This is a genomic window from Mangrovimonas sp. CR14, from assembly GCF_011764015.1.
In the GTDB taxonomy this organism is placed as follows: domain Bacteria; phylum Bacteroidota; class Bacteroidia; order Flavobacteriales; family Flavobacteriaceae; genus Mangrovimonas; species Mangrovimonas futianensis.
Genome location: NZ_JAAFZY010000006.1, coordinates 76,097 through 88,549, shown reverse-complemented (window position 1 = coordinate 88,549; position 12,453 = coordinate 76,097). Strand labels below are relative to the sequence as shown.

11 protein-coding genes are annotated in these 12,453 nt (G+C 35.3%); 8 read left to right on the top strand and 3 right to left on the bottom strand.

What is annotated here, in order from left to right:
• The first annotated feature begins 280 nt into the window (after positions 1 to 280).
• Positions 281 to 2,671, top strand: a complete 2,391-nt coding sequence (locus GZ212_RS12885) for a hypothetical protein (protein ID WP_166960990.1) — start codon at positions 281 to 283, stop codon at positions 2,669 to 2,671.
• Between the two features lie 267 nt (positions 2,672 to 2,938).
• On the opposite strand, the gene GZ212_RS12880 is transcribed toward GZ212_RS12885, so the two are convergent.
• The 3 genes from GZ212_RS12880 to xrtF all read right to left on the bottom strand — a co-directional run bounded on the left by GZ212_RS12880 (position 2,939) and on the right by xrtF (position 4,624).
• Positions 2,939 to 3,553 carry a hypothetical protein gene (locus GZ212_RS12880; protein ID WP_166960987.1) on the bottom strand — a complete coding sequence of 205 codons (615 nt, stop codon included), beginning with the start codon at positions 3,551 to 3,553 and terminating at the stop codon, positions 2,939 to 2,941.
• Between the two features lie 89 nt (positions 3,554 to 3,642).
• The gene (locus GZ212_RS12875) at positions 3,643 to 4,077 is read right to left on the bottom strand and encodes an exosortase F system-associated protein (protein WP_166960984.1); all 435 of its coding nucleotides are present in this window, start codon (positions 4,075 to 4,077) and stop codon (positions 3,643 to 3,645) included.
• The gene (gene xrtF, locus GZ212_RS12870) at positions 4,070 to 4,624 is read right to left on the bottom strand and encodes an exosortase family protein XrtF (RefSeq protein WP_166960981.1); all 555 of its coding nucleotides are present in this window, start codon (positions 4,622 to 4,624) and stop codon (positions 4,070 to 4,072) included. The genes GZ212_RS12875 and xrtF overlap by 8 nt, the downstream gene beginning before the upstream one ends.
• An 87-nt stretch (positions 4,625 to 4,711) precedes the next feature.
• On the opposite strand from xrtF, the gene GZ212_RS12865 reads away from it, so the two are divergent.
• From GZ212_RS12865 to rodA, 7 genes are all read left to right on the top strand, one after another.
• Complete coding sequence (locus GZ212_RS12865; RefSeq protein WP_166960978.1) at positions 4,712 to 5,167, top strand: GAF domain-containing protein; 456 nt, start codon at positions 4,712 to 4,714, stop codon at positions 5,165 to 5,167.
• A gap of 112 nt (positions 5,168 to 5,279) precedes the next feature.
• Entirely contained in the window at positions 5,280 to 6,812 is a 1,533-nt protein-coding gene (purH, locus tag GZ212_RS12860; protein WP_166960975.1) for a bifunctional phosphoribosylaminoimidazolecarboxamide formyltransferase/IMP cyclohydrolase, read from the top strand.
• 54 nt (positions 6,813 to 6,866) lie between these two features.
• Entirely contained in the window at positions 6,867 to 7,895 is a 1,029-nt protein-coding gene (locus GZ212_RS12855; RefSeq protein ID WP_053970281.1) for a rod shape-determining protein, read from the top strand.
• Positions 7,896 to 7,903: 8 nt separating this feature from the next.
• Positions 7,904 to 8,725 carry a rod shape-determining protein MreC gene (mreC, locus tag GZ212_RS12850; RefSeq protein WP_166960972.1) on the top strand — a complete coding sequence of 274 codons (822 nt, stop codon included), beginning with the start codon at positions 7,904 to 7,906 and terminating at the stop codon, positions 8,723 to 8,725.
• Positions 8,718 to 9,221, top strand: coding sequence for a rod shape-determining protein MreD (locus GZ212_RS12845; RefSeq protein WP_166960969.1), 504 nt, complete (start codon positions 8,718 to 8,720; stop codon positions 9,219 to 9,221). The genes mreC and GZ212_RS12845 overlap by 8 nt, the downstream gene beginning before the upstream one ends.
• Positions 9,221 to 11,131, top strand: coding sequence for a penicillin-binding protein 2 (gene mrdA / locus GZ212_RS12840; protein WP_166960966.1), 1,911 nt, complete (start codon positions 9,221 to 9,223; stop codon positions 11,129 to 11,131). The genes GZ212_RS12845 and mrdA overlap by 1 nt, the downstream gene beginning before the upstream one ends.
• Positions 11,115 to 12,392 carry a rod shape-determining protein RodA gene (gene rodA / locus GZ212_RS12835; protein ID WP_166960963.1) on the top strand — a complete coding sequence of 426 codons (1,278 nt, stop codon included), beginning with the start codon at positions 11,115 to 11,117 and terminating at the stop codon, positions 12,390 to 12,392. Before mrdA ends, rodA begins: the two co-directional genes overlap by 17 nt.
• Positions 12,393 to 12,453: the final 61 nt, after the last annotated feature.

The window sequence follows — 12,453 nt, the reverse complement described above, 5'->3', positions numbered from 1 at the left end:
GTTAAATAGTTTGTGCCACCAAAATATAACTTAAAATGCATACGAAAAGCACTTAAACGCATATATTTTATGTGACTATTTAAATATTTTAAATTAATTTATAATCAAACGCCTATTTTAAAGACAAAAACAAAGGTGTGACTTTTATTTTTGAGTCCTATTTAATTTTTTAAAAGGTCATTTTGAACCCAAGGAATTTGTAATAAAATTCATATAATTATTTTCAGCTTTCTTTTTTATATTTTTTACAATTCTCTATTTTTACTTAAAACCCAAAGTCATGATAAAATCAATACTCCCAAAAACCATATTGTTTTTATCCCTAGGAACCACTTTATTAGCACAAAAACCAAATACACCTCAAACCGAATCGGCTTATTCTAATTATTTTTCTTTGGACAAAGAGGTTATCCACACTCAAATGAACAAACTCCTCTTTTTTCCTACAGAAAATCTATGGTTTAAAACTTACATTTACAACATTAAAACACAACTCCCCTATCTCACAACTGTCAATATTTACACTGAAATATTTGATGAGGAAGGGAAATTACTTTCAAAAAAACTCTGGTATGCGGAGAATGGCTGCTCGCATGGAAACATAGAACTATCCAAATTCGAACCAGGCAATTACTACCTCAAGGTCACTACCAATTGGATGAAAAACTTTCACATTCCTGAATCGAGCGTGACCGCTTTTCAAATTATTGGAGAGGAAGTCAACCAAACCACCAACAGTCATGCATCACTCCCCAAGTATGACCTTCAGTTTTTGCCCGAAGGGGGTCACTGCATTGCTGATGCCACCAACTCCATAGGGTTCAAAGTTCTGAGGCAAGACGGGAAAGGAGAAAAAATTGCTTCTGGTCTTATTAAGGACTCTTCAGGAAAAACACTATTGACCTTCCATAGCAATGATTACGGAATGGGAAAATTTCAGCTAGAAATGAAAAGTAATATTTCATACACGGCAGAAATTCTATTTGATGACGGACATAAAATAACCAAACAACTACCGAGCGCTGAACTTTTTGGCGTAAACTTAATAACACATTCCAATAATAAGGAAACTGTTTATATCACCATACAAACAAACGCTGCTACCCTTCCTAATTTATTAAAAAAGCCTTATTATTTCTTAATTCACCGTGATGGCTTTAAAAAAAGAGTTGATGTAAATTTTTCTGCTGACAAGCTTTCATACACTTTTCTTCTAAACATACGAGAACTCATGGATGGTGCTAATATCATTACTGTGTTTAACGACCAGAATAAACCCATACTGGAGCGCGTCATATTTAACTTTACCAACAACCTGATTAATTCAGTTGACATCAGTAAAATTGAAAAAGGGCGGGATTCAACTAGGTTCTATTTTAAAAAGACAGATAATGATCAGGCCTTTTATCAATTGAGCATATCTGCCCTACCTCGTTTTTCAAAAGCAAATAACCTTAAAGAGGATATCACCTATGCCTTTCTTTTAAGACCTTATATTGAAGGACACATTGAAAATGCAGCTCATTACTTTGAGGAAAAAAGCGTAAAAAACATTTATGATTTAGATCTACTTCTTTTAAACCAGGGTTGGAGTAAGTATTCATGGAACCATATTTTCAATTACCCTCCAAACGACAAACATTTTTTTGAAGCTGGAATACAGATAAAAGGAAAACTGACACAACCACAAAAAAATTACAATGAAGTTCTCTTGTTCTCTCATGAAAACGAATTAATGATCAGCTCAGAATTGGACAAAGACCATTACTTCTCTTTTGATAATCTCTTTTTATCGGACAGTAGCTACATAGGCCTTAGCTTAAAAAATGATAAAGGCGATATCCTTAAAAAAGGAATTTATTACAATGTTTATCCCACAAAAAATTCGGGCAATCTAGATGTCCCCCAAAGTCACAGTAACCTATTCAAAGAAAACCACGCCATTATTTTCCCAGATTCCTTTCTAATAGATCCCAAAACAACGCAACTTGACACTGTTAGCTTATTAACCAAAAAAGAATACAAACCAAAAAATGAAATTTACAGAAAAGGGTTTAATGGCAAGTATGTGAATTTAAAAGATAGGTACGAACCTTTTGTGCGGGTTGTAGATGTTATTTTGCATCAAGGCTTTGATTTTTTCTATCACCCCAAATGGAAAACTTTAAGAATTGTTTCAAGAAGAGGCATTGGGTTTGCAGGAAGAAATGAACCAGCGATATATATGGATAACAGAAAACTGGATGATACTGATTTAGATTTACTCCCTGATTTACGTGTAAATGACATCGAGGAACTTTACGTATCCCGTCAAACAGATGTTTTTGGTGGTTTGGGAGGCAGCATCAATATTTTCACCAAAAAAGGTATTAAAACACGAAACAAGTATAAGGAAACATTCCAATCCTCTGCATTAAGTTTTGGCTTCTCAATCCCTGAAAAATACCATTCTCCGTTTTACAATACTTCAAGAGAGTCAAACTTTAGGGATTACAGCGTCTTGCATTGGATTCCTGATATTACCTTTAATGAGTTAGGGGAATTTTCTATTGATTTGCCCAATTATGATCCCGGTTATGAATTATACATTCAGGGTATGGGCAGTAATGGTATGCTCATTTCCCAAACCAAAGAAATTACCATCCGTCCACTTGGGGAAGGTTCCGAATAAATGACCATATATAAAATATAAATGCCACCCTAAGGGGTGGCATGTCTTTTCTTTTTCTGTTATAATGCTCAATTACATTGAGCTAAATACACAAACTACTTCTTCTTTGCAGTAGCTTGCGGAGCTTTCTTTGGAGCCGCTTTTGGAGCAGCAGAAGGCTTAGCTTTAGGCTTTGATTGTCCCATAATTAATGTCTTTAATACGACACAATAAAAGTAGCTAGAAATCCATTCGTTGATATTTTCTTTGGCTATAATTTAACTAAAATCATGGTACTAAAATCAAGGTATCCCACATTAAACCAATCATATCGGCACCTTCTTCTTCTCCCATACTATCCAGATTCATGGTAACAAACAATAGGCCTTCATCTCTTTTTCCGCTGTAGGAGGCAACTTCGTAAGTTTCTATTTCACCCTTATACTCCAATACAGCCTTCAAAACTTTCAACTTAACACCATCTGAAAGCTCCTTTTCATAATCCTCTCGTTTCATTTTATAACCATAGCTCACACTTTCCTTTATAACTTCATTCAGCATCATTTCTTTCAGCATATTGGGATCAAAAGACTCATATTTTTGAACTAAAACTCCAGAACCCATAGCCGTAAACATCATTATTTGAATAACCCCTTCTTCTATTTTTGACTGCGTTATTTTATGGTTCTTAATATGTTTAAATTTAAACTTACTGTCCTTGAAAAGTAATGTATCCTTTTCTTTTAAAAGAACTTCCGAATCCTTCCCATTGATTTTAAGGTGATACGTTTCATTTAAATTAACTTCAAACTCCTCCCCATCAATAGAAAGGATTAAGTCCGTTTGGGCAAATGAGATTATAACAAAAGAAAAGTAAGCAATTAAAGTAGGTAATGTTTTCATATAATAGTTTGGTTGATTAGTTAATCAACCAAAAATACATGGTCAGGTAAAAATTTCCAACAGAAACCCATATTAAGATTTACAAAAAATCAAACTTTAACCTGTAGCCTTTGGTAATAAAACGCAGGGATAAGAATTAAGAGAATTATTGGCTGAATAAGAAACCTGCGCACATTAAAAAACAAATAGTAATCCTCCTGTCTTGGGTTGACCACAAAATACAAGAACAAAATCATCAATAAAACATAGGCTACCCCATATAAAACTGCTGAAAACTTTACCGCACCCCAGTCTTTAAAAAGAACCCAGATGATTCCCAAAGAAATTATTGTGTTTAGTGTAAATCTCAAAGTTGTCGACAATACCAACCTTAAAGTTTCCCTTCTTGGAGAATCTATGTATAAGTAATCATTTTTAAAAAATATCAGATACGGGTCGTAGAAGAGCTGATCTTCAAAATACCTAATCAACACCAATAAAATGACTAATACGAAAACCGAAAATAACTGCAAAAACCTAGTCATTTTTTGTCTTACTTAAATTAGAAAACCGATTCACCCATAAAATCCATAATAAACATACCAAACCATAGATAATGGCAGGAAATATTACCTCATGTAAAATTTCAGATCGCCAAGGGAAATGATACAAACCAATAGACAGTAATGCAATTCTAAACAAATTGGCCACATACACCAAAACGCTACCCAACAACCCATACAAAAATGTTGTTTTCCAACCTCCCCTAAATGCGATTATAAAAGAAATAAACAAAATAATCACACTGATAGAATTGCACCCCTCTACAATTCTAGCAAGATATTTTCCATTGACAATAAATTTAATGGTAGGCTCTTCTGAATGCGGAACCATTTGCACCTCATACCCAAGGCACCTCAATAAATCAGCACTCTGTTCAGCAACCAAATGAGTTAGGTAATCGGGATAATAGATATTTCCCGTAGACCATTGTAAATAAAATTTATACGTAAAGGTAAGTACCGCATAGACCAGCAAAAAGGTAAGCATAAACACAATAACCGCCCGATACTTTTTTATTAGGGATTTCAATCAAATAATTTTTTCTGTGTTAAATTTATACAAAATGATTCTCAGTACTCATGCCTTTTTAAATACTTTTGGCAAAAAGTTTGAATTATGAGTTTGGAAGGTCTTAAGCCACAAGTAGAATTGATTGTTCGAGATGAAACCTCATCTTTAGATGAACGCCTTTTGAATATTTGCAAGCTTCTAGAAGAAAATGTTCCATATTACAATTGGGTTGGTTTTTATTTCAAAAATGGAGATAAAGAAGAATTAAAGTTAGGCCCTTATGTAGGTGAACCAACAGACCACACCATCATCCCTTTTGGAAAAGGAATATGTGGTCAAGTAGCCGTATCAAACCAAAATTTTGTAGTACCAGATGTTTCGGCTCAAGACAATTATATTGCTTGTAGCATCACTGTAAAAGCTGAAATTGTTATCCCGATTTTTGTAGATGGAGAAAATATTGGGCAAATAGACATTGACTCTAATACTCCAGATCCATTTACTTCAGAGGATGAGAGATTTTTAGAGTTTGTCTGCAAGGAAGTAGCTGCCATTCTATAATTGTAAACCGCTTTCTTTTTTCAGCTAAAATTCCTGTTCATTTTTAGTTGTTTTGCTATCATTTTTCGGGCTGAAATAGTTATTTTTGCCCCTTATTTACAACACTTCAAAAATGAGCAATAGCAAAACGATTAAATCGGCCTTAATTTCTGTATTTTCTAAAGATGGTCTAGAACCCATCGTAAGACAATTAAATGACCAAGGAGTTACTATTTATTCTACTGGAGGGACTGAAACCTTCATTAAAAATTTAGGAATAGATGTAGTGCCTGTTGAGGATGTCACTTCCTACCCTTCTATTTTGGGCGGTCGCGTAAAGACCCTTCACCCTAAAATTTTTGGAGGAATTTTAAACAGACAATCCAATTCCTCGGACATTAAAGAGCTTGCTGATTTTGAGATTCCGCAAATTGATTTGGTTATTGTTGATTTATATCCTTTTGAGAAAACAGTAGCGTCTGGAGCCGACCATCAAGATATTATAGAGAAAATTGATATTGGAGGTATTTCTTTAATACGTGCCGCTGCCAAAAATTATGCAGATGTGGTTTGCCTTTCTTCCATGGAGGATTATGCAGAATTTTTAGAATTGTTGAAAGAAAAAAATGGGGAAACCTCAGAAGAAGACCGTAAACATTTTGCTGCCAAAGCTTTTAATGTTTCGTCTCATTACGACTCTGCCATCTTCAATTATTTCAATAAAAATCATGAAATTCCGACTTTAAAAATTAGCGAAACCAAAGGACAGGTTTTACGTTATGGAGAAAACCCTCATCAAAAAGGATTCTTCTTTGGAGATTTTGATGCCATGTTTACAAAACTTCATGGAAAAGAGTTGAGTTACAACAACCTTTTAGATGTAGATGCAGCCGTAACTTTGATTAAAGAGTTTGAAGGTGAAGCTCCAACTTTTGCTATTTTAAAACACAACAACGCCTGTGGTTTAGCTCAAAGAGAAACAACCAAACAGGCTTATATAGATGCCCTAGCAGGGGATCCTGTTTCAGCTTTTGGAGGTATTTTAATCAGTAATTCTGAAATTGATCAAGAGACTGCTGAAGAAATCAATTCTCTTTTTTGCGAAGTAGTTATTGCTCCTTCTTTCTCTGAGGAAGCCCTTGACATCCTAAAAAGCAAAAAGAACCGTATATTATTAATCTTAAATGATATTGAATTACCACAAACAACCGTTAGAAGCTGTTTAAATGGTGTTCTAGTTCAAGATAGAGATAACATTACGGATTCTTTGGAAGATTTAACCGAAGTAACAAATAACAAACCTTCAAATACAGAATTGGAAGATTTAATTTTCGCATCCAAGATTTGCAAACACACCAAATCAAACACTATTGTTTTAGCCAAAAACAAGCAGTTATGCGCTAGCGGAACTGGACAAACCAGTCGTGTTGATGCTTTAAATCAAGCCATTCACAAAGCCCAATCTTTTAATTTTGAATTAAAAGGATCGGTTATGGCAAGTGATGCTTTTTTCCCGTTCCCTGATTGTGTTGAAATAGCAGATAACGCTGGTATTACTGCAGTCATTCAACCTGGAGGCTCTATCAAAGATCAATTAAGTATCGATTATTGTAATGAAAACAATGTCGCGATGGTATTTACTGGAACCCGTCATTTTAAACATTAATTTTATTACATTTACAAGATTTGATTTTTAAACCTCAAAAACTACAATAAGCGAATGGGATTTTTTGACTTCCTAACTGAGGAAATTGCTATAGATTTAGGTACTGCTAACACACTGATTATCCATAATGACAAGGTAGTTGTCGATAGCCCATCTATTGTTGCTCGAGATAGGGTTTCTGGAAAAATTATTGCTGCCGGAAAAGAGGCCAGTATGATGCAAGGAAAAACCCATGAAAACATCAAAACTATCAGGCCGCTGAAGGATGGTGTTATTGCAGATTTTGAGGCTTCAGAGCAAATGATAAGTATGTTCATCAAGAACATTCCTGCTCTGAAGAAAAAATTGTTCACACCGGCACTTCGTATGGTCATTTGTATTCCTTCTGGTATTACTGAGGTGGAAATGCGAGCTGTAAAAGAAAGTGCCGAACGCGTTAATGGCAAAGAGGTTTATTTGATTCACGAACCTATGGCAGCTGCTATTGGTATAGGTGTTGACATCATGCAACCTAAAGGAAACATGATTGTAGATATAGGTGGGGGAACAACCGAAATAGCCGTTATTGCATTAGGTGGAATCGTCTGTGATAAATCAGTAAAAATTGCTGGTGATGTTTTCACCAATGATATCATCTACTACATGCGTACCCAACATAACTTGTATGTGGGAGAGCGTACGGCAGAAAAGATTAAAATCCAAATTGGAGCCGCAACTGAAGATCTTGAACTACCGCCAGAAGAAATGAGTGTTCAAGGTAGAGATTTACTCACTGGTAAACCAAAACAGGTACAAATTTCGTATAGAGAAATAGCCAAGGCTTTAGACAAGTCTATTTTGAGGATTGAGGATGCTGTTATGGAAACACTTTCCCAAACACCTCCAGAGTTGGCTGCCGATATCTATAATACCGGAATCTACCTTGCTGGTGGAGGATCTATGCTAAGAGGACTAGACAAACGTCTTTCCCAAAAAACAGATTTACCCGTTTACATTGCGGAAGATCCGTTAAGAGCAGTAGTAAGAGGAACAGGTATCACTTTAAAAAATTTACCGAAATACAAAAGCGTCTTGATAAAATAGCATAGGGCATGCAACAAATCATAAACTTCATTCTAAGAAACAAAGTTTTTTTGTTGTATCTCACGTTGCTATTTGTTTCTTTGGTTTTTACAATTCAATCTCATTCCTATCACAAAAGCAAGTTTGTAAATTCTGCCAACTTTATTTCTGGTGGTATTTATAATTCAGCTAATAATATTGATGAATATTTTCATCTAAAGAATCAAAACATTCTGCTTCAAGAAGAAAATAATTATTTGAAATCCATCCTTTATAATTCTTCAGACTCCCTTTCTAAAGCATTTAACGATACTACAAGGTACGGAGGCAATTATAGATTCATCCCAGCTATTGTAATTAAAAATAGTTACTCGGCTACGGACAATATACTACTGGTGAATCGAGGTAAAAAGGATAGCCTGAGAGAAGATTTGGGTGTCATCACATCAAAAGGCATCTTAGGAATCATTGACAAAACAAGCAAAAATTATGCTACAGTTTTATCAATTTTGAACACCAACAGTCGGATTAGTGCCAAATTAAAAAATACCAATCATTTTGGTTCTTTACAATGGAATACAAAGAGCCCAAACGTAGTTCAATTAAAGGAAATCCCAAAAATAGCGCCTTTGAAAGAAGGCGATACCATTTTAACTTCTGGACTATCGGCTATTTTTCCTAAAAATATCCCCATTGGCTCCATACAATCCTATGAATTGGATGAAGCTGAGAATTTTTACAACATTGAGGTCAAACTCTTTAATGACATGACCAATATTGAACATGTTTACGTCATTGAAAATCGTGACAAGGAAGAAATTGATAGCTTGTTAAATAACCGAAATGAATAGTTCAATTATAGGACATATCGCGAGATTTATATTGCTGGTTTTACTTCAAGTATTGGTTTTAAATCACATAAATTTTTTGGGACATATTAATCCCTACCTTTATGTATTATTCATCCTACTATACCCCATAAATGGGAATAGAAGTGTTTTTCTTTTAGTAAGCTTTCTATTGGGTATCACTATAGATATGTTTTCAGATTCTGGAGGAGTTCATGCGGCTGCTTGTATAACCGCCGCTATTTTGAGACCTGTTGCCTTAAAATCATCCTTTGGAACTTCATACGACTACCAAACAGTTAAATTTAAAAGTATAGATTTTGGCTCTATGCTCATCTATATGAGTTTGGTTGTCTTCCTCCATCATTTTATTTTATTCTTTCTGGAAGTATTTAACATCTCCAGTATAATTTTAATCCTGAAAAAAGCGTTTTTCTCTAGTATTTTTACTATTATTTTGTGCGTTGGATTCAACATCATTTTTAGGAAAAGAAATTAATGAGACAATTTTTACTGTTTTTTTTGATTGTTGCCACTGGAATCACCTTTGTTTCTAGACTATTCTATTTACAGGTGCTCAATTCATCTACTCATAATTTATATGAGGACAACGCCATTAGAAAGGTTTTTGATTACCCCAAACGCGGATTTGTATATGATAGAAACGGCGAATTATTGGTCGCTAATCAGCCTTCTTATGATGTCATGATTATTCCAAGGGAAGTAAAGCCATTAGATACTTTAGAGTTCTGTTCGCTTTTAAAAATTACCAAGGAACAATTTTTAAAAACCTACGATAAAGCCTACCATTATTCTCCTAGGTTGCCTTCTGTATTTGTAGCCCATCTATCAAAAGAAGATTATGCTGTTCTTCAGGAGAAAATGAGAAAGTTTGAAGGGTTTTATATTCAAAAGAGACTCCTTAGGGATTACCAAACAAGTATTGGAGCCAATGTATTGGGGTTTATTGCAGAAGTAAATCCTGGTCAGATTGAGAAAAACCCATATTATAAAATGGGGGATTTAATAGGAAAACAAGGAGTCGAACTCTCCTATGAAGAAGAATTAAGGGGAGTTAAAGGCATCAAGTTCATTCAAAAAGACCGTTTCAATAGAGATATTGGTCCTTACAAGGATGGCAAATTTGATACCCTGCCAAAACAAGGTAAAGATATCACAATTACCATAGATGCTGCTTTACAAGAATATGGAGAAATACTAATGCAAAATAAACATGGTGGAATTGTGGCCATAGAACCTTCCACTGGTGAAATCTTAACCTTAATTTCTGCTCCCACCTACAATCCTAATCTTTTGGTGGGAAGAAAGCGCTCGAGAAATTATACCCAGTTGTATAATGATACCATCAATAGACCTTTGATTGATAGAAGTCTCCAAAGAATGCATGAACCAGGCTCGCCCTTTAAAACTCTGATTGCCTTAGCTGCCCTTCAGGAGCATGCTATCGTTCCAGAAGGAACAGTTACATGTACAGGAGCATACCACTATGGAGGTCGAAGACCTATGGGATGTCACTGCGGCGGTGGATCTAGAGATTTAACTAGGGGAATTGCCAAATCCTGTAATTCCTATTTTGCCAATGCCTTTAGGAAAACCATTGGAAGATATAACGACGCTAGTCATGCCATGGACGTTTGGAGCGACCATATAAAGAGTTTTGGTTTAGGAAATTTTCTTGGCTATGATCTTCCTATTGGCCAACCAGGTAATATTCCAAATGGAGCCTATTATGACAAATGGTACCCCGATTTTAAATGGGGAGCGACCACCATTATTTCAAACTCTATCGGTCAGGGTGAGGTATTGGTAACCCCAATTCAATTGGCCAATATGACAGCAGCTATTGCAAATAGAGGATTTTATTATACGCCACATATCATCAAGGATATAGAAAATCAAGAAATAGACCCCAAGTATAAGGAAATTCACCACACTACCATCGACAAAAAATATTTTGACCCCGTTATAAAAGGCCTTAATGATGTTTACAACTATGGTACAGCATCCTTTTTGAAAGTACCGGGAATTGAAATTTGTGGAAAAACCGGTACTGCCGAAAATTTTGCAAAAGTAGAGGGAGAAAGAGTGCAATTAACCGACCACGGCATATTCATCGCTTTTGCGCCAAAAGATGATCCCAAAATAGCAATAGCCGTATTTGTGGAGAATGGATACTATGGGGCCAGGTGGGCTGGAAGAATTGCCAGTCTTATGATTGAAAAATATATCAAAGGTGACATTTCTTTGAAACAAATGGAAAAAATGGTTCTTGAAAAAAGTTTGGAAGAGGAATATGCCAAACCATATGCAGGAAAACCATTTACTATTAATGATGGAGCTAAGGTTCAAGGATTACATTTAAAAGCAGATAATGATCAGACAAACTGATAGAAATTTCAAATTTGACTGGATAACAATAATCATTTTTCTGCTTTTGGTGGGATTTGGTTGGTTGAATATATTATCGGCTTCCCATAGTGGGGAAACTATTGAATATTTGGACTTTTCTAAATCTTATGGGAAACAACTCCTATTCATTTTATTGACATTTGGCTTAATCGTCATGATACTATCCATAGAGGCCAAATTTTATGAACGCTTCGCGAGTATCATTTACTTAGCTTCTATGCTTTCCTTGGCTGGTCTCTTTATTTTCGGGAAGAATGTCAATGGCGCTACTTCTTGGTATGGGATAGGCGGCATGACCTTTCAACCTAGTGAGTTTGCAAAAGCCGCAACAGCCCTCGCCGTCGCTAAATATTTAAGCGATTTACAAACAGATATCAAAACGTTTAAAGGTCAACTACAGGCATTTGCTATTTTGGTTGTTCCGGCTATTCTTATTCTTTTACAAAATGATGCGGGCAGCACCCTAGTTTATGGCTCTTTTATTTTTGTTTTTTATAGAGAAGGTTTACCACATCAATACCTCACACTCCTTATTTCTACTGTAGTCATGTCCATTTTATCATTGAAATTTGGAGGTATCGTTGCTTCAATAATAGCTATAACTCTTATTTTAACCTATCATTTCACTAGGAAGAAGAAACCCGTTCTAATAAAATCCCTTCTAGCTATTTTAGCTTGTACCATTTTATCATTTGGCGTCCAGTTCTTTTATGAAAATGTTTTAAAAGCCCATCAAAAAGATCGTATTAGTCTTTGGTTAAGGTTAGAAAAGGATCCAGATAAAATTGCCGAAATGAGGCGCGATATCCTTTATAACCTTTACGAATCAGAAAAGGCCATTCGGTCTGGAGGATTATCGGGGCGAGGATTCCTAGAAGGCACCAGAACTACTGGGAAATTTGTACCAGAGCAACATACAGATTATATCTTTAGCACTGTAGGAGAAGAGTGGGGCTTTTTGGGAACGGTTACGGTTGTCGTCCTATTTGTTTTGCTTTTATTACGGGTCCTACATTTAGCAGAATTACAAAAATCTCAATTCAGTCGCGTTTATGGATACAGCGTGGCATCCATCATCTTTTTCCATTTTTTAATCAATATTGGCATGGTCATGGGTTTGATCCCAACGATTGGAATTCCTTTGCCCTTTTTTAGCTATGGCGGTTCTAGCCTTTGGGGCTTTACCATTCTTCTTTTCATATTCATAAAATTAGATTCCAACCGAATCAACGAATGGTAATTTTTCAATTTTTTTAAGCACTTAAATATTAATTGATTATATTTAACTGAGGGATTTAAAA